This is a genomic window from Betaproteobacteria bacterium (assembly GCA_016713305.1).
In the GTDB taxonomy this organism is placed as follows: Bacteria; Pseudomonadota; Gammaproteobacteria; order Burkholderiales.
The window spans coordinates 59638-77701 of sequence record JADJPK010000016.1 but is presented as its reverse complement, the minus strand read 5'-3'; the positions used below and the strand labels follow the sequence as shown (position 1 = coordinate 77701).

The 18064-nt window shown below is 66.4% G+C and carries 17 protein-coding genes, 1 tRNA gene and 2 pseudogenes; 7 read left to right on the top strand and 13 right to left on the bottom strand.

The window, feature by feature from the left end; genetic code table 11:
- The first annotated feature begins 49 nt into the window (after positions 1 to 49).
- Positions 50 to 907 carry a tetratricopeptide repeat protein gene (locus tag IPK20_18715; GenBank protein ID MBK8018542.1) on the top strand — a complete coding sequence of 286 codons (858 nt, stop codon included), beginning with the start codon at positions 50 to 52 and terminating at the stop codon, positions 905 to 907.
- On the opposite strand, the gene IPK20_18710 is transcribed toward IPK20_18715, so the two are convergent.
- The 6 genes from IPK20_18710 to queA all read right to left on the bottom strand — a co-directional run bounded on the left by IPK20_18710 (position 899) and on the right by queA (position 7319).
- On the bottom strand, positions 899 to 1543 hold the full coding sequence (locus IPK20_18710) for a DedA family protein (GenBank protein ID MBK8018541.1): 645 nt from the start codon (positions 1541 to 1543) through the stop codon (positions 899 to 901). The genes IPK20_18715 and IPK20_18710 overlap by 9 nt on opposite strands.
- A 16-nt stretch (positions 1544 to 1559) precedes the next feature.
- The gene (gene secF, locus IPK20_18705; GenBank protein MBK8018540.1) at positions 1560 to 2489 is read right to left on the bottom strand and encodes a protein translocase subunit SecF; all 930 of its coding nucleotides are present in this window, start codon (positions 2487 to 2489) and stop codon (positions 1560 to 1562) included.
- Positions 2490 to 2523: 34 nt separating this feature from the next.
- A complete protein-coding gene (gene secD / locus IPK20_18700) occupies positions 2524 to 4371 on the bottom strand; it encodes a protein translocase subunit SecD (GenBank protein ID MBK8018539.1) in 1848 nt (615 codons plus the stop codon).
- A gap of 40 nt (positions 4372 to 4411) precedes the next feature.
- Positions 4412 to 4741 (bottom strand): preprotein translocase subunit YajC, encoded by a 330-nt coding sequence (gene yajC, locus IPK20_18695; GenBank protein MBK8018538.1) that lies wholly within the window; start codon positions 4739 to 4741, stop codon positions 4412 to 4414.
- Positions 4742 to 4929: 188 nt separating this feature from the next.
- Positions 4930 to 6099: a tRNA guanosine(34) transglycosylase Tgt gene (gene tgt, locus IPK20_18690; GenBank protein MBK8018537.1), complete on the bottom strand. Its 1170-nt coding sequence runs from the start codon at positions 6097 to 6099 to the stop codon at positions 4930 to 4932.
- 182 nt (positions 6100 to 6281) lie between these two features.
- Positions 6282 to 7319, bottom strand: coding sequence for a tRNA preQ1(34) S-adenosylmethionine ribosyltransferase-isomerase QueA (queA, locus tag IPK20_18685; protein ID MBK8018536.1), 1038 nt, complete (start codon positions 7317 to 7319; stop codon positions 6282 to 6284).
- A gap of 139 nt (positions 7320 to 7458) precedes the next feature.
- On the opposite strand from queA, the gene IPK20_18680 reads away from it, so the two are divergent.
- From IPK20_18680 to IPK20_18660, 5 genes and pseudogenes are all read left to right on the top strand, one after another.
- Positions 7459 to 7545 (top strand) — tRNA-Leu (locus tag IPK20_18680).
- A 305-nt stretch (positions 7546 to 7850) separates the two neighbouring features.
- Complete coding sequence (locus IPK20_18675; GenBank protein ID MBK8018535.1) at positions 7851 to 8000, top strand: hypothetical protein; 150 nt, start codon at positions 7851 to 7853, stop codon at positions 7998 to 8000.
- A gap of 651 nt (positions 8001 to 8651) precedes the next feature.
- Positions 8652 to 9188, top strand: a complete 537-nt coding sequence (locus IPK20_18670) for a TetR/AcrR family transcriptional regulator (GenBank protein ID MBK8018534.1) — start codon at positions 8652 to 8654, stop codon at positions 9186 to 9188.
- Between the two features lie 158 nt (positions 9189 to 9346).
- The gene (locus IPK20_18665) at positions 9347 to 10291 is read left to right on the top strand and encodes an NADP-dependent oxidoreductase (GenBank protein ID MBK8018533.1); all 945 of its coding nucleotides are present in this window, start codon (positions 9347 to 9349) and stop codon (positions 10289 to 10291) included.
- A 104-nt stretch (positions 10292 to 10395) separates the two neighbouring features.
- Positions 10396 to 11428 (top strand): annotated as a pseudogene (locus IPK20_18660) (alkene reductase).
- A 115-nt stretch (positions 11429 to 11543) separates the two neighbouring features.
- Here the strand turns inward: IPK20_18660 and IPK20_18655 are convergent.
- The 6 genes from IPK20_18655 to IPK20_18630 all read right to left on the bottom strand — a co-directional run bounded on the left by IPK20_18655 (position 11544) and on the right by IPK20_18630 (position 15694).
- Complete coding sequence (locus IPK20_18655) at positions 11544 to 11768, bottom strand: hypothetical protein (protein ID MBK8018532.1); 225 nt, start codon at positions 11766 to 11768, stop codon at positions 11544 to 11546.
- A 611-nt stretch (positions 11769 to 12379) separates the two neighbouring features.
- Entirely contained in the window at positions 12380 to 12592 is a 213-nt protein-coding gene (locus IPK20_18650) for a SlyX family protein (protein MBK8018531.1), read from the bottom strand.
- A 322-nt stretch (positions 12593 to 12914) separates the two neighbouring features.
- Positions 12915 to 13697 carry a response regulator gene (locus tag IPK20_18645; GenBank protein ID MBK8018530.1) on the bottom strand — a complete coding sequence of 261 codons (783 nt, stop codon included), beginning with the start codon at positions 13695 to 13697 and terminating at the stop codon, positions 12915 to 12917.
- Entirely contained in the window at positions 13613 to 14239 is a 627-nt protein-coding gene (locus tag IPK20_18640) for a HAMP domain-containing histidine kinase (protein ID MBK8018529.1), read from the bottom strand. Before IPK20_18640 ends, IPK20_18645 begins: the two co-directional genes overlap by 85 nt.
- Entirely contained in the window at positions 14236 to 14883 is a 648-nt protein-coding gene (locus IPK20_18635; GenBank protein MBK8018528.1) for a PAS domain-containing protein, read from the bottom strand. Before IPK20_18635 ends, IPK20_18640 begins: the two co-directional genes overlap by 4 nt.
- Positions 14792 to 15694 (bottom strand): PAS domain S-box protein, encoded by a 903-nt coding sequence (locus IPK20_18630; protein ID MBK8018527.1) that lies wholly within the window; start codon positions 15692 to 15694, stop codon positions 14792 to 14794. Before IPK20_18630 ends, IPK20_18635 begins: the two co-directional genes overlap by 92 nt.
- Before the next feature lie 286 nt (positions 15695 to 15980).
- Between IPK20_18630 and IPK20_18625 the strand changes: the two are divergent.
- A pseudogene (locus IPK20_18625) lies at positions 15981 to 17472 on the top strand (sorbosone dehydrogenase family protein).
- A gap of 146 nt (positions 17473 to 17618) precedes the next feature.
- Here the strand turns inward: IPK20_18625 and IPK20_18620 are convergent.
- Positions 17619 to 17978, bottom strand: coding sequence for a hypothetical protein (locus tag IPK20_18620; GenBank protein MBK8018526.1), 360 nt, complete (start codon positions 17976 to 17978; stop codon positions 17619 to 17621).
- Positions 17979 to 18064 lie beyond the last annotated feature (86 nt).

The following is an 18064-nucleotide window of genomic DNA, read 5'->3' as shown; positions in this document are numbered from 1 at the left end:
GCCCCTTACGCCCCATGTGTTCGGGTGAGACCGTCCATCGAGGAACACCATGACCGAACACGCCATCGACGTCACCGAATCCACTTTCGCGCAGCAGGTCGTCGCGGAATCGCATCGGCGACCCGTCCTCGTGGATTTCTGGGCGCCGTGGTGCGGCCCTTGCCGCGCCCTGACTCCCGTGCTCGAGCAGGTGGCGGCCGAGTTCGAAGGGAAGTTTCTGCTCGCCAAGGTGAACTCCGACGACAATCCGGCGCTCTCTGGCGAATTCGGCGTTCGGAGCATTCCCAACGTGAAGGCCTTCGTCGGCGGTGAACTGGTCGACGAATTCGTGGGGGCACAGCCGGCCTCGGCCGTGCGCGCCTTCGTCCAGCGGTTGCTGCCGTCCGCGGCCGAACTCAAGCGCCGCGAGGCTGCAGCCCTCGCCGAAAGCGGAGATCTCGCAGGTGCTATCGCGTTGCTGGAGGCCGCTCTTGCGGAAGAGCCACGCAACGACCGTATCCGCGTCGATCTCGCGGAAGGACTGCTTCGCACCGATCGAGCTAACGATGCACGCCAGGTGATCGATGCCGTGAGCCCGCTGGCGGCGCAGGACAACGCTCTGGCCCAGCGGTTGGCCGGCATCCGCGTGGCGCTCACGGCCCCCGATGCAGGCGACGAAGCCGCCCTGCGGGCAAAACTGGAAGCCGATCCGGCAGACCACGGCAGCCGCATCAGGCTCGCGAATCTGCTGGTCGCCACCGGCCGGCACGAAGCCGGCATGGAACAACTGCTGGAGTCCTTGAAGCGTGACCGCCATCACGGCGAGGATGCCGCGCGAAAGGCCATGCTGGGGGTGTTCGACCTGCTGGGATCCCGCCATCCGCTCGTGCCGGTCTTCCGGCGCAAGCTGGCGGCGACTCTAAACTGAGGGACGCCGGCGTGCCCGCAGGTATTCGAAGACCACCGGGAGCAGCGACAGGATGATGATGAGCAGGATCACCTTGGTGATGTTGTTCTTCACGGCCGGGATGTTGCCGAACAGATAGCCGCCGTAGCACAGCAGTGCGACCCACAGCACCGCACCGCCCACGTTGAACGCGATGAATCGCCGGTAGTCCATGGCGCCCACGCCCGCCACGAACGGGGCGTAGGTGCGGACGATGGGCACGAACCGCGCGATCACGATCGTCTTGCCCCCGTGGCGCTCATAGAACGCGTGCGCATGTTCGAGATGCTTCCGGTTGAGGAACCAGGAGTCCTCCATCCGGAACACCCGGGGACCGAGCCAGCGTCCGATGCCGAAGTTGAGGGAGTCTCCCGACACGGCAGCGACGATCAGCAGCATGACCAGCAGGTGAACGTTGAGGGCACCCACGCCGGCCAGGGTGCCGGCGACGAACAGCAGCGAATCTCCGGGCAGGAAGGGCGTGAAGACGAGGCCTGTCTCGCAGAAGATGATGCCGAACAGCAGGGCGTAGATCCAGTTGCCGTAGTCCCGCGCGAACTCGAACAGATGCTGGTCGAGGTGCAGGATCAATCCGGCGAACTGCGTGATCAGTTCCACGCCGCGCGACCGCCCGTCAGACGACCGCTTCCTCGCGCTTGCGTTCGGGCTTGACCAGGTCCTCGCGCTTGATGCCCAGGTACATGACCAGCGGGCTCGCCACGAGCACGGACGAATAGATGCCGAACAGGATGCCGATGGTCAGCGCCAGGGCGAAGTAGAACAGCGTGTCTCCGCCAAAGAACAGGATGGACGTGACCATGAGCTGCGTGCAGCCGTGCGTGATGATCGTCCGCGAAATGGTGCTGGTGATGGCGTTGTTGATGACGTCCGGCACGGCCGCCTTGCGCATCTTGCGGAAGTTCTCGCGCACGCGGTCGAACACCACCACCGATTCGTTCACGGAGTATCCCAGCACCGCGAGCACGGCGGCCAGGACAGGCAGCGAGAATTCCCACTGGAACAGCGCGAAGAACCCGAGAATGATCACCACGTCGTGCAGGTTGGCGATGATGGCCGCCAGGCCGAATTTCCACTCGAACCGCAGAGCAAGGTAACCCACGATCCCCAGGGCGACCAGCGCGATGGCGATGAGCCCGTTCTCCACGAGTTCCTTGCCCACCTGCGACCCGACGAAATCCACGCGCCGGAGCACCACCGCAGGGTCCTGCGCCTTCAGCGTCTGGAGCACCTGCTCGGACATGACGGCACCGGACACGCCCTGCTTGGTGGGCAGCCGGATGAGGGCCGTCTGCGCATTGCCGAAGTTCTGCACGGTGGCATCGGCGAAGCCTGCCTTGCCCAGGACATCCCGCACCTGATTGATGTTCGCCGCGTGCCCGTAGTTCACCTCCATGACCGTGCCACCGGTGAACTCCACGCCGAAGTGCAGGCCCTTGGTGAACAGGAAGACGACCGCCAGGATGAACGTGACGAGCGAGATCACGTTGAACACCGGCGCATACCGCATGAACGGGATGTCTTTGCGGATGCGGAAGAATTCCATCTTTCTATGTCCTCGGAACTTGGCGGGGCGCCGGTCAGACGGGCGCGGCGGACTGCTTGTGCCAGTTGGTGTTGCCGATCGACAGGCCGTCCAGCTTGCGGCGGCTGCCGTACATCAGGTTCACGATGCTGCGGGACACCAGCACGGCGCTGAACATGGAGGTCAGGATGCCGAGACAGTGCACGACCGCGAATCCGCGGATGGGCCCGCTGCCGAACATGAACAGCGCAATGCCGGCGATCAGCGTCGTGATGTTGGAGTCCAGGATCGTGCCCCACGCCCGCTCGTAACCGGCGGCGATCGCCGCCTGCGGCGTGGTCCCGTTGCGCAATTCCTCGCGCACCCTTTCGTTGATCAGCACGTTCGCGTCGATGGCCATGCCCAGCGTGAGCGCGATGGCCGCGATGCCGGGCAGCGTCAGCGTCGCCTGAAGCATCGACAGCAGCGCCACCAGCAGGACCAGGTTCACGGCCAGCGCCATGACGGAGATCACGCCGAACAGCATGTAGTAGATGATCATGAACACGCCGATCGCCGTGAACCCGATCAGCGTGGACTTCCAGCCCTTCTCGATGTTCTCCGCGCCCATGCTGGGGCCGACCGTGCGTTCCTCCACGATCTCCATCGGTGCCGCCAGCGAACCCGCGCGCAGCAGGATGGCGAGCTTCGTGGTTTCCTCGGCCGTGAACATGCCGGTGATCTGGAACCGGTTCGAGAACTCGCTCTGGATCCGTGCCACCGAGACGGCCTCGCCCTTGCCCTTCTCGAAGAGGATGATGGCCATCAGCTTGCCGACGTTTTCGCGAGTGAGATCGCGCATGATCCGTCCGCCGGGGCTGTCCAGGGACACGGACACCGCGGGCCTCTGGTTCTGGTCGAACGTCGGGCCGGCATCCACGATCCGCTCGCCCGTCAGCACGACCTGCTTGCGGACGATCACCTGGCTTGCAGTTCCATCGCGCTGGCGTTCGGTGAACACCTCGGAACCCACGCCGGGCGTCCCCGCGCGGGTCGCTTCCTCGTCCACCATCCGGACTTCCAGCGTGGCGGTGCGGCCCAGGATGTCCTTCGCCCGGGCGGTGTCCTGCACGCCGGGAAGCTGCACGACGATCCTGTCCGCGCCCGACTGCTGGATGATGGGCTCGGCCACGCCCAGCTCGTTCACCCGGTTGCGCATGGTCGTGATGTTCTGCTGGACGGCGAAGTCCTGGATGCTCTTCTGCGTCTCGGGCTTCAACGACATGGAGACGATCTGGTCGGTGCCCTCCGACTTGGTCTTGAGCGTGACGCCGGGGAGATTGCGCTCGATGACCTCCAGACCCTTGTCGCGGGTGGCTTCGTCACGGAAACGGATGTTCACCGTCTGGCCCTCCCGTCCCACGCCGGCGTAGCGAACGTCCTTCTCGCGAAGAAGCTGGCGGACGTCGCTCGCGTACCGGTCGGCCGCCTTGGTCAGCGCGCCGTTCATGTCGACCTGCATGAGGAAGTGCACGCCGCCGCGGAGGTCCAGGCCCAGATACATGGGGAGCGCGTTGATCGCCCGCATCCACCCCGGCGCGTTCGAGAGCAGGTTGAGCGCCACCACGTAGTCGTCGCCCAGCGCCTTCTGCAAGACGTCCTTCGCCTTCAGCTGCGTGTCGGGATCGGCGAACCGCACCTTGACGCCGCTGGGCTCGAGGAAGGAGCCCTGGGTCTTCACGCCCTCCTTCGACAAGGTCTCTTCGACCTTGGCGGCGAGGGCGGTGTCAGCCGTCAGGCCTGCGCGCACCGGCGACACCTGCACGGCGGGGACTTCGCCGAAGATGTTCGGTGCGGCGTAGAGCAGGCCCACCAGCAGGACGATGCCGATGGCCAGATATTTCCAGAGGGGATAGCGGTTCATGGTTCAGTCCGGCCCGGATGGACCGGCCTCGAAAGATGCATCAGTTCGCGTTCTTGAGAGAGCCCTTGGGCAGCACAAGCGCGATGGACGGCTTCTGCACCTGCAGTTCCACGCCGTCCGCGACTTCGATGCTCACGTACTGTTCGCCGACCTTGGTCACCTTGCCCAGAATGCCGCCGCCCGTGACCACTTCGTCGCCCTTCGCCAGCGCCGCGAGCAGCGCCTTGTGTTCCTTGGCCTTCTTCGCCTGCGGCCGGATCATCAGGAAGTACAGCACGACGAACATGAGGATGATGGGCATGAGACCGAGGAGGTCCAATCCGCCCTGCGCGCCACCCGCGCTCTGGGCCCAAGCCTGGGAAATCAGCACTGTCCGCTCCTAATCCAATTGCACCGAGGGCGCACGCCAGGCCTTCGGCGTGCTTCGAACGCTCCGTCTCGCACCGGCCGGCCGCGCATTGCGATGCTCGGCGCCCGCGAGTCCGGGGAGGGCAAAAAAGGCGCGCATTCTAGCACGCACCCCCTCGCAGACCACGAAAAACTCAACGCCATCAACGACTATCCGGCCGTCCGCCGGGCTCGAAAATCCTTGACGAACGCCTCCATGGAACCACTGCGGATCGCGGCGCGGAGCCCCGCCATGAGATCGTGGTAGTAGTGCAGGTTGTGAAGGGTATTGAGCCTCGCACCGAGGATTTCGTTCATGCGCTGCAGATGGTGCAGATACGACAGCGAGAAGTTGCGGCACGTGTAGCAGCCGCATTCCGGATCGGGAGGTGCGGTGTCGGCGCGGAAGCGGCTGTTGCGCAGCTTGAGCGTTCCGTTGCGCGTGAACAGCCAGCCGTTGCGGGCGTTGCGGGTGGGCAGGACGCAGTCGAACATGTCGATGCCGCTGGCGACCGCCTCGACCAGATCCTCGGGCGTGCCCACGCCCATCAGGTAGCGCGGGCGGTCCGGCGGCAGCCGGGGGGCGGTATGAGCAAGGATCCGCCGCATGTCTTCCTTGGGTTCGCCGACGGACAGTCCGCCGATCGCATAGCCGTCGAAGTCCAGTTCCTTCAGCCGTTCGAGGGAGCGGTCGCGCAGGGCCTCGAACATGCCCCCCTGCACGATTCCGAAGAGCGCGTTGCGGCAGCCTTCGAAAGCACGCTTGCTCCGTTCGGCCCAGCGCAGCGAGAGCAGCATGGAGGTCTCGGCCTCCCGTTCCGTGGCGGGATAGGGCGTGCACTCGTCGAAGATCATGGCGATGTCGGAATCGAGCGTGCGCTGGATGCGCATGGATTCCTCCGGCGTCAGCAGCAGCCGGTCGCCGTTCACGGGCGAGCGGAATTTCACGCCCTCTTCCGTCACCTTGCGCAAGGCGCCGAGACTGAAGACCTGGAACCCTCCGGAATCGGTGAGGATCGGTCCGTTCCACCCCATGAACCGGTGCAGCCCCCCGTGCTGGCCGATGACATCCAGGCCCGGGCGCAGCCACAGGTGGAACGTGTTCGACAGCACGATCTGCGACCCGATGGCCTTCAGTTCGTCCGGACTCACCGACTTGACCGCACCGTACGTGCCCACGGGCATGAACAACGGCGTCTCGACCACACCATGGTTGAGCACGAGCCGACCGGAACGCGCTGCCCCGTCGGTCGCCAGCACCTCGAACGCCAACGCACTCAATGGAAAGCCCTCCGCGCTGCGCGCTCCGGGGTGAGCGCTTGGGAACGGCCCGGCGCGCATCGAACAACCCTCCGCGCTGCGCGCTCCGGGGCGAGCGCTTGGGAGCGGCCCGGCGCGCTCATGGGAACTCCCTCCGCGCTGCGCGCTTCGGGGCGAGCGCTTGGGAGCGGCCCGGCGCGCTCATGGGAACTCCCTCCGCGCTGCGCGCTTCGGGGCGAGCGCTTGGGAGCGGCCCGGCGCGCTCATGCACTCACCCCACGCCGGTCGATGAACATCGCGTCCCCGTAACTGAAGAACCGGTAGCGCGCTTCGATGGCATGCGCGTAAGCGCGGCGGATCGTCTCCATGCCGCCGAAGGCGCTCACCAGCATGAGCAGCGTCGAGCGGGGAAGGTGAAAGTTGGTGAGCAATGCATCCACGACCTTGAATTCGTAACCGGGAGTGATGAACAGGCGTGTCTCGCCCGAGCACGCGTGAAGGTTGCCGTCCGCCGCCGCGGATTCCAGTGCACGGATGCTGGTGGTGCCCACCGCGATCACCCGGCCACCGGCGGCTCGGACCTGCGCAACGGTGTCCACGACCTCCGCGGACACCTCGAATCGTTCCGAATGCATCCGGTGCTCGGAGAGATCGTGCACCCGCACGGGCTGGAACGTCCCCGCTCCCACGTGCAGGGTGATCCGGCGGACGAGCACGCCCATCGCTTCCAGGTCGGCGATCATGCCTTCGGTGAAGTGCAATCCTGCCGTGGGCGCCGCCACCGCACCGGCGTGCCGCGCATAAACCGTCTGATACCGGCGTTCGTCCTGCGCCTGTGCGGTACGCCCGATGTAGGGCGGCAGCGGCAACTCGCCGTGACGCTCCAGAATCTCCAGCACACCGGTGTCGCCCACAAAGCGCAACCGGAAGAACTCCCCTTCGCGCCCAAGCACTTCGGCGACCACGGCTTCGGCAAAGGTGAGTCGGCTGCCCGGCCTGGGACTGTGGCTTGCGCTCACCTGGGCCAGCGCCTCGCGATCGTCCAGCACGCGCTCGATCAGCGCCTCCACCCGACCCCCGGTGTCCTTGACTCCGTGCAGGCGTGCCTTGATCACGCGCGTGTCGTTGAACACGAGCAGATCGCCCGGCCGCACACAACCGGGTAGATCGCGGAACAGGCCATCCTGGAATCGACCGCTCGCAACATCGACACGCAGCAGACGGCTGCCGGCACGGTCCGGAGCCGGCTCCTGTGCGATGAGTTCGGCGGGCAGGTCGTAGTCGAAGTCGTCGAGCGTCATGGGGCGCGCATTATGCGTGCGATCCGGGGCCCGGACCAGCCGAGGCTTTCCCAACGGCAGACACTCGTCCATAATCGCGACCCCGATCAGGGCGGCGGCGGGCACAAGTTGCCCCCCCGGATCGGCGCATCCATCTCTGGCCGGGATGGCGGAATCGGTAGACGCACGGGACTCAAAATCCCGCGGTGGCAACACCATGGGGGTTCGATTCCCCCTCCCGGCACCAAGCACACTTCCAAGAAGATCCAGAATTGTCCGGAAAGGGACGATCCTCATAGGGGAAACGTCGCTTCCGAGCTCCGGCATTGTCTACAGCGTTCCGTTGCGAGCTGGCGGTTTCTGGAATACGTATGGGGGTACATCTTGGTACGTCTGGTCAGGGGAGGTACGCCTCTACGGGGCCCTGAAGGAATCGAAACTGCCGGAGTTCCTCGAAAAGCTAGATGCCTGCGGAGGCAACAAGCTGGCCTAGCTCGCGATGCGTTTTCTCTTGCTGACGTTCGTCCACCCAGGCGAGATGCGCGGCGCGGCGTGGAACGAGTTCGATATCGAGAAAGCAGTGCGGCTCATCCCCGCCCGGCGCGTGTCGAGATCAGCGAGCAGACGCCGCGTTTCGTGCAGACACCCGTCCACGATCTGTACGGCGCCGTCGATCGCTGGACGCCGATGAATCCGGCGTGACCGTGCTGCCGTACGTGGAAGGTCGTGGCCAGGCGCGCAACGTTCTAGCCCGACTTGGCTGTCATATCGGGAATCGACTTGTAGTCACCGCCGATTCCCGGACGGCTCTCGATCTCGTCGCACCCACGAATCCTAGTGATGTGCGCGAGAACGAGAGATCGAGCGTCACGGGGATCAGGACACCGAGTGCATCGACGGGCAATGGAATGTCGAGAAGCCGCCGTTATTCGGTCGGCGAACCGGTCCACTGCGGGCGTCGATGTCGGGCGTTCTCCGATTGGCGCGCGCCCTGAGCGCCGCCCGGCCCTGCGATCAGGAATCTCGCGGTGAAGCCGGTGCCGCGCGCGCGCGTTCGCGGAGCCACCGCAGCGCATCGGGCCGCACCACCCGTCCAGGCGTGAGCCGACGGTCACGCCACTGAGAAGACGGCATTCTCCGGCGGTCGGCCTTGGTATCACCGCCGTCCCTCAACACGTTGAGCAGCGCGAAATTCCGCAGGTCCGGTCGTGTCGTGGGCGGGGAGGACGCAGGGCCGTTTCGAAGGTCCGGCAATCGCCTTGTTGTGCGTGCCGAATGAACGTATGATGGTCATCATGCACAGAGCAAAGCCCAACGCCCAAAGCCGCCGCCAAACAGGCGTCGCACGACCGCATCGTGGCGGTTGCCGCGCGCGCCATCCGCAAGACCGGCTACGACGGCACGGGCGTTGCGGACATCATGAAGCAGGCCGGCCTCACCCATGGGGCGTTCTACGCCCACTTCAAGTCGCGCGACGCGATGCTGGCTGAAGCCGCAGATCGGGCGGGTGCCGATTCGGTGGCCGCTGTCGCCGACATCGTCGCGAAAGTGCCGCCGGAAAAGGCATTGGCAGCGATGCTGCGTGCCTACCTGTCCAAGGCCCACATCGACAATGCCGAACTGGGTTGTGCAGTGGCCGCGCTAGGTTCCGAGATGCCGCGCCAGGCCCCCGAAGTGAGGCGAGCAGCCACGCGGCGCATCAAGGAGATGGTCGACCTGGTGGCGCGCCAGTCGGCGGATTGGGGAAAACCGGGCACCCACGAGCAAGCGCTCGTGACCGTGGCCACGATGGTGGGAGCAGTCGTGCTGGCCCGCGCTGTCGACGAACCGGTCCTGTCGGACGCGATCTGCCAGGCCGCACTGGCACGCCTGGTCCCCGAGGACGACTGATGCACGCCATCGTCCACTGCATTCGACCAAACATATGATGATCATCATTCCAAATGGGCGGCAGCGATCGATGGATCGCAGGTCCAGCGGGTTGGCCGACATGAAGGCCTTCGTTCTTGATCGATACGGCAAGGGACCGCACGCTGCAACTGACCGACATGCCGGTTCCCGCGCTACGCGGAGACGAGGTCTTGGTGGAAGTGCACGCCGCTGGCGTGAACCTGATCGACGCCAAGATCAGGAACGGCGAGTTCAAGCTGATTCTCCGATACGGCATGCCACTCGTTCTCGGCCACGATGTCGCCGGCGTGGTGGTGAAGGTCGGCGCTCGGGTACAACAGTTCAAGGCCGGGGACGAGGTCTACGCGCGGGCGGATGATTTCCGCATTGGCACGTTTGCCGAGTTCATCCCAGTCAAGGAGTCGTCCGTGGCGCCCAAGCCGACGACGCTGACCATGGAAGAAGCGGCGTCGCTGCCGCTGGTGGGCTTGACGGCGTGGCAGGCACTGGTGGAGCGGGCTGACTTGAAGAAGGGGCAGAGCGTTTTCATCCAGGCCGGTTCGGGCGGCGTGGGCACGTTTGCCATCCAGTTGGCCAAACAACGCGGTGCCCGCGTGGCCACCACCACCAGTGCGGCGAACACGGAGCTGGTCAGACGCCTGGGCGCAGACACCGTCATCGACTACAAGACGCAGGACTTCGAGGCTCTGCTGCGAGACCAGGACGTAGTGCTGAACAGCCAGGATGGCCAGACCCTGAAGAAGTCCCTGCGGGTGCTCAAGCCTGGAGGAAAACTGATCTCCATCTCCGGTCCACCGGATCCCGCATTCGGCCGGCAGATCGCTGCGCCGGCAGCCCTCAGGTTGGTGATGTGGCTGCTCAGTGCGGGCGTCAGGCGGGAGGCGCGCAGCCGGGGCGTCGACTACAGCTTCCTCTTCATGCGGGCTCACGGTGACCAGCTGCGCGAGATCACTCGGCTCGTCGACGCGGGGGCGATCCGACCCGTCGTCGACAAGGTCTACCCGTTCGCGTCCACCAACGAAGCCTTGGCCCACGTCGAAGGCGGCCGCGCCAAGGGCAAGGTCGTAGTGTCCATGCGCTGAACGGGAACCTGACACCAACCTGCCTGAGAAACGTGGCCCGGCCCGGGCCTGCCCCGTACCGACGGTGGCCATCCATCGACTTTCGACCACTGCAAGGACTGCCCATGCTTTTCGAACCCTTCCAACTGCGCACGATGCAGATCGCCAACCGCCTCGTGATGTCGCCCCTCACGCGCTGCCGCGCGGTCAACGACAACACCGCCAATGCACTGATGGCGACCTACTATTCACAGCGTGCGACTGCAGGCTTGATCATCACCGAAGGCACGTCGCCATCTCCCAACGGTCTTGGGTATGCGCGTATTCCAGGCCTGTTCCAGAGCACGCACGTGTCCGGGTGGAAGCTTGTGACGGATGCCGTCCATGCCAAGGGCGGACGGATCGTGGTGCAACTGATGCACACCGGCCGCGTCAGCCACCAGGCCAATCTGCCGGCCGGTGCCGAGGTGCTCGGACCGTCGCCGGAGATCTGTCCGGGCGAGATGTGGACCGATGCGCAAGGCAGCCAGCCGCACACCGCACCGCGCGCCATGACCGCCACAGACATCGCCTCCACCGTGGCCGAGTATGCGCAGGCGGCCCACCTGGCCATGGAAGCCGGATTCGACGGGATCGAATTGCACGCCGCCAACGGCTACCTGCTGGAGCAGTTCCTGAACGCCAACGTCAACCGCCGCTCGGATGGCTACGGCGGCACACCCGAGGGGCGCAATCGGCTGGTTCTTGAAGTGGCGGCCGCTGCAGCGCAGGCCATCGGCGCGGACCACGTCGGCATCCGGCTGTCGCCCCATGGCGTATTCAACGACACCGGCGCTTTCCCCACTTGGCCTGATGTACGTCCACGTACTGGACCATTCGGCGCTCGGGGCGCCCGCCGTTCCGGATGAACTGAAGGCCGGTTTGCGTGCGGCATTCGCTGGGCCCTTCATCCTTGCCGGCGGCTTCGACAAGGCGACGGCCGAACAGGCCTTGACCAGCGGCCGTGCCAACATGATCGCAATGGGCCGTGCGTTCCTCGCCAACCCGGACCTGGTGCATCGGCTGCGAAAGGATGCGCCGCTGAATGCCGTGGACCCGCAGACGTTCTATACACCCGGGGAGAAGGGCTACACCGATTATCCGGCACTCAGCACCTGACCCGTGACGATCGTTGGTCACCCGAGAGCAACTGAGCTTCCCGAACCGCCGATGGGTTTGGCGCCGGCCCTCGTCGAGCCTGTGTTTCATGCACAGGATTCCCCGTGACTGACGATCAAGAGGTGCTCTCCAGACTGGGCGTGATCGATGAAAGCCGCGAATTCAACCGCTGGTGCGGATGGGGAGAGTGCAGTCCGCATCGGTGGGGCTGGTCGATTTCGTCCTGCTCTCCCGCGCCGAGTTCAGGCAGGAAAGGGGCGTCCCGCACGCAGGGCTGATCGAGTGCCTGCATCGACACGGCATGCGGAAGTGCGGCGGTGACGGATGCGGGTGCCAGCATGCCAGCTGCCCAGTACTCGGTGAACGGCCTGAGGCAAGCAAAGGCGACCGTTTCATCGCGCGCGCGAGAGGGTCGTCAAGGCGCGAAGGACAAGAGGCTCACATTCACGGCCAGCGGGCTCTCCGCGGTCTCGTCGGAAGGGGAGTCGCTGTTGCCACCGACGACGCCGTGCTGAGCGTCGACAAATCAGCAGACCGAGGAGGTCTTGCGCTGGAAACGAACACGACCGGGAGGCGCCTCCGGAATCCGTCGGTGAACCTCGCATGGATTGCGGAACTTGCTCTCGGAATCAGGTTTCTCGCAGTCGGGGGCGGCCGGGCTGACCGGACTCCAGTAGCAGCATCGACCCAACCGATACATCCGACCCGGTGACAGCGGGTCGTCGCGCTTCGTAGCAGGGTGGGCCCGCTTCTCACACATAGCCGCCCAACTCGGCTCGCACGTCAGGTGGCAACTACAGAAACCCGACCTGGTGGTACTTCTGGCGCACACGCGCAACTCCATCAATCTTCTCCACCGGTAGTTCATGGGGTTGCAGCACCACTGCACTTCGCCCTCCCCGCCAGTCATCCACCTCTCCAATCTGATCGCCGGAAGCTTTACGTCGGCCTTCAGTAGTGCGGCGGCAACTCGTCTCGCAGGCTACGGAAGGCCGGGGTTTCGTCGGCGGGAGTCTGCGCACGCAGCATCGCCACTTCCCGCAGTAACAGGTCGATCTGCGCCTGCTGGCGCACGATGACGTCGTTCAACCGCTCGAGCGTGTCGTCGGCTTCGCTTACCTTGAGTTCCAGGTTCATCAGGCGGCGTTCGGTGTCATCTGGCATGGCGCAGAGTTCGGTACGTGGCGGTAGGAGGGCCTCGGCGGGCACGACGGCGACCCGCCCTGGAGGGGAACGTCATGATCGGGCCGAGCGGTACGGACATCAATACCTCTCCAGACATCGAGACTCACTCTTTCCGCGTCGACCGCCATCGCCATTGTCCTGCCGACCGCCGGGAAAGTCCCTGCGGGCGATGTGAAGGCACGCGTCCCCAGGACTCCGCGACTTGCCTCCTGAGAATGACCCGCCTCGTGCATCGCCGGTGACGTGGCGAGAAACGCAGCCCTCGAAGCCGGAGTTTCCGGACGGGTGTGGCGACCTCGCCTCACCCCCGCACCGGCACGTCCTCGATAGAACCCGTCAGCAGCGATTCGATCACGTCCAGATCCACGGGTTTGACCAGATGCAGGTCGAAACCGGCGGCCTGCGACTGCGCGCGATCGTCGGGCCGCCCCCATCCCGTAATGGCGACGAGCAGCACGTCCCGGCCCCAGGGTGCCGCACGGACCCGCCGTGCCGTCTCGAATCCGTCCAGGCCCGGCATGCCGATATCCAGCATGACCACGTGCGGCTCGAACGTCTCGCCCAGTCGCAGCGCCTCGAATCCGTCGGAGGCCACGCGCGCATCGCTGCCTCGCAAAGCCAGCAGAATCGCCAGGCTCGATGCGGCATCGGTGTTGTCGTCGGCCACGATCACGCGGCGTGGGCCGCAATGCCGGTGCGCCTTCGCCGGCAGCATCGCCGCTGCGTCCGGAAACACTTCCGCTGCCGGCAGGCGCACTTCGAACTCGCTACCCCGTCCGGGCCCCTCGCTTCTCGCCGTCACGCGGCCGCCGTGCAGTTCGGCAAGACGCCTCACCAGGTAGAGCCCGATGCCCAGCCCGCCGTTGACGCGGTCCTGAGCCGGAGACACCTGCACGAACATGTCGAAGATGCTGTCCAGCATCGCCGCAGGAATGCCGCGTCCCGTGTCGGTCACGGTCACGACCGCCTCCGCGCCCTGCCGCGCGAGCCTCACCTCGATCACCCCGCCGCGGGGAGTGAACTTCGCGGCGTTGCCCAGCACGTTGGCGAGCAGCTGGCTGCAACGCGTGATGTCGGCTTCCACATAGAGGGGCCGCTCCGGCACATCCACCCTGAGCCGATGACCGCCTTCCTCCAGATGGCCGGTCCGCATGTCTCCATGGCGAGGCGCAGCGCGGACGTCAGTTCCACGCGTTCCTTGCGAAGCTCGATCTTGCCTTGGGTCACGCGCTCCAGGTCCATGAGATCGTCGATGAGCCGCACCATGTGTCCGAGCTGCCGTTCCATCATGTCCCGCGCCTGCAGCGCGATATCGGACTCCGGTTCGGAGATGCGCAGGATGGCGAGGCCGGCCCGCAACGGCGCGAGCGGATTGCGCAGTTCGTGCGCCAGCATGGCGAGGAAAGTGTCCTTCTGCCGCTCCGCCTCCGCGAGGGCCTGCCGCAGGCGCCACCCTTCGAGGCTCGCCGTGACCATGGCGGCAAGCTGCAACGCCGCCGTGTTCTCCTCCTGCGAAAACCCGGCGGAAGGCAGCGCATAGGCCAGCGATCCCATCGGCCGCCCATCGCTTCCAGCCAGCGGAATCTGAAGCTCGCCGTCGCCGGGCTCTGGAACGGACGGCCTCATCGGACCGTCGGCTTTCCGTTGCAGTCCTGGGGGCGTGCCGGTGTGCTCCGGCAGCGGATGCACGTCCGCATCGAAACCCTCGAGCGCAGGCGAGCGGAACTCGAGCGCAGGCGAGCGGAACTCGAGCGGTTCCTGCAGCACGCCGTGGCTTGCCACGACGAGCCGCACCGACGGTGCACCCGTGACGGAACGTCCTGTATCAGCAGGCCCTGCAAGGTCTCGCCGATGGACACGGAGCCGGCGAGCGGGCCGCACATGCAGCGCGGCCTGCACGAGCTCGGCCTGGCAGCGCATCCGCTGCGCCTCCCGGTGATGTCCGTGAACGTACCCACCCACATCGAAACGTTCCCGCCGGCATCGTGCACGGGCAGAGCGCGGCCCAGATGCGCCCGCATGGCCCCGTCGCTCCGGCGCAGGGCGAAGGAATCCTCCCACGCCGTCCCCTCGGAGAAGTGCGAGGCCACACCCGTGAGCACCCGGGGAAGTTCGCGGGGATCCAGCGCCCGGGTCCAGTTCCAGCCCTCCGCCTGGTCGGGGCGAAGTCCGGTGTAGTCATACCAGCGCCGGTTGAACCAGAACACGTGCCCGTCGGGCCGCGCCGTCCAGGCGAGCTGGGCGATCGAATCGGCGAGGTCCGGGAACATGCGTTCGTTCGCTCGAAGATCTTCCTCCGCCCGTCCGCCGGCCGCTCAGGTCCAGGACGAAGGACATGCCCTCGCGCAGTGAATCGTGAAAGCGGGCTCCCGCAATGATCACCGGCACGCGGGTGCCGTCCTTGCGCAGGTATTCCTTCTCGTACGCCTGTGCGGCGCCGGTGGCGCGCAGGGCTTCCACCCCGGCTGCGTTGCGGTCGCGCCAGTCCGGAGGAGTCATCGCGTTGAAGTCCAGCCTGCCGGACGTGAGGTCGGTCCGGTCGTAGCCCGTCATGCGCAGGAACTCGTCGTTGCAGTCGGTGATGAGCCCGGTGTCCAGGTTCCAGTGGATCACGCCCACGATGTTGGACTCGGACAGCCGCTTCAGGCGGCCTGTGCTCTCCCGCAACTCACGCAACAGTTGGTCGCGATGGCGAAGCGCCCGCTCGAACGCCCGGCGTTCGCGCCGGCGGCGCAGATCGTCCATGCGCAGGCGCCGGTAGGTCACGCTGAGGACGACGCCGATGACCACGAAGGTCGGGGCGAGCACCCAGTGCGCGGCCGGGGGCATGCCGGAGGATCCAAGCATCTCCGAGACGTACGAACCGGCTGCCAGGCAGGCCAGGGTGGCCACCACGCCCCAACGGGCACCTCCCCAGTGAAGCGCCGCAAGGACGATCAGCACGCCGGGAAGATAGGAGAAGCGCGCGCTGATGTGCCAGAGAACGAGTTCGACGGTGCCGGCGGCAAGCGCAGCGGTGAAGACCACGAGAAGATCACCCCGCCGCCGGGTGAACAGGCGAAGGACCGCGGTTGTTGTCACGAACGAACTCCGAACCGGGATGGAGGCTCCCTCCCCGGAGCGTCGAGGGGCAATCGGCGTGCCGGCTCTCTGCTCCACCCGGGCCGGCGAGGTCTCGGGGAGCGGCAAGCAGCGGCGGCACGTCCCGGTAATCCCTACCGGACCCAGTTCGCTTGTACACGCCGTCGGAGCGAACTCGAGCCCGCAGGGCCACGGTCGTGCACCCTTTCCACGGGGAGAACGGTGAACGGGGACGGTGTTTCCCTGGTGCGCGCCCCGTGGGAACGTCGCTTGCGCAGGGGATGCCATGCGCCTATCCCGTCTGCTTCCCTTGCTCGTTGCCGCAGCGCTTTCCGCCTGTGGCGACCAGGCCCGCCTCCCCCCCGAGGCGGTCACCGGCCCCGACCCGGCTTTGCCCGCTCCGCGAAAGGGCGTGCTGCCGATCGTCAACATCGCTCCGGCACGCGGTTGGCCGACCGGCTCGGTGCCCGTCGCGGCGCCAGGCCTCAGGTCGAACTCTTCGCGAAGGGCTTCGATCATCCCCGTTGGCTCCTCGTGTTGCCCAACGGCGATGTGCTGGTGGCCGAAACCAACGCACCCGCCCGGCCGGAGGACGCCAAGGGAATCCGCGGCTGGTTCATGAAGATGGTGATGAAGCGCGCGGGCAGCAGCGGCCGCAGCGCGAATCGCATCACGCTGCTGCGGGACGCCGACGGCGATGGCCGGGTGGAACAGCGGACCGTGTTCCTCGAGAACCTCGACTCGCCGTTCGGCATGGCGCTCGTGGGGAACGATCTCTACGTGGCCAACACCAACGCCCTCGTCCGGTTCCCCTATCAGACCGGCGCGACCCGCATCACCGCCGCAGGCAGCCACGTGGTCGATCTGCCGGCCGGCCCCATCAATCATCACTGGACCAAGAACGTGATCGTGAGCCCGGACGGCGCCCGTCTTTACGTGACCGTCGGCTCCAACAGCAACGTGGCGGAGAACGGCATGGACAACGAGGCAGACCGCGCCGCCATCCTGGAAGTCGACCCCGCGCTGGGCACCCGCAGGCTCTTCGCCTCGGGCCTGCGCAACCCCAACGGACTCGCGTGGGAACCTGTCTCGGGCAAGCTGTGGACGGTCGTCAACGAACGTGACGAACTCGGCAGCGATCTGGTGCCGGACTACCTCACCTCCGTGCAGGACGGTGCGTTCTACGGCTGGCCCTACAGCTACTTCGGCCGCCACGTGGACACGCGCGTGAAACCGCCAAGACCCGATCTCGTCGCGCGTGCCGTGGTGCCGGACTACGCCCTGGGCTCGCACGTCGCTCCGCTGGGCCTGGCGATCGCCCGACCATCGTGTTGCCCGGCCGCTTCGCGTCCGGCGCCTTCATCGGCGAACACGGTTCGTGGAACCGGCGTCCTCGGTCGGGTTACCGCGTCATGTGCGCTTCGAGGGTGGCCAGCGGGCGGGCGCCCCGGCAGATGTTCCGTCCGGCCTGTCGACGACGGAGGTCCGAGCGCGGCCGGCCCGTCGGCGTGGCGCTCGACCGGACCGGCGCATTGCTGGTAGCCGACGACGTGGCAACGCCGTGTGGCGTCACGCCCGCGGACAGTCCCTGGCCTGCCCTACCACCGCGGCAAGCCTGCGGTGACGGTCACGATGATCACGTGTTGCAGGAGGGTGAGAAGCACAGGAGGCGTGCGCAGTCGAACGCATTCCGCCGTTCCGATGCAAGGCGTCCGCCCACCGCGCGCGCCAGCACGAAGACGAAGAGGACCGTCTGCAGCGCCCCGAAGGATGCCTGATACACGGCCAGCATCCAGACCGACGCCCCGTACGCGCTCGCCGCAGCTTCCTCGCGGGCCGGTGCGTTCGCGACCAGCAAGGCCGCATGCGCGCCGGCTGCCGCCAGCCACGCGGATCCAGGCGGCGCTGAACGGCCATGCGGGCATCACGCGCGATGGCACGCCCGGCGGCGATCAGCAGAGCGGCGCTTGCGACACACGCAAGGGCTGAGACAAGCGACGCCACTCGTCCGGCAATCGCACGCCGCTCGGGGCCACACGGCGGCAACGTGCCGGAGATGAAAGCAGCATGCGAACAGCAGCGACGCCAGCACCATGACGGCCGTCACCACCAGCACGACCGTACCCCACCACGCGACCGATGCCGATCCGCTTGCGCCCACCGGCAGCCGCACGCCGCCCAGTGACGGGCCCGCAGGAAACGCCGGCTCCAGCGGCCACAGCCAGCGCCACAGCGCGACGATCGTGAACGCGCCCGCCGCCCCTGCCACCCAGGTCCACTTCACCGTCAGGAGAAAGAAGAACGCGGCCGCCCAGACCGGCGAGCAAGGGCCACGGACTCGGACCTGGCCAGGATCCGGAGATATTGCGG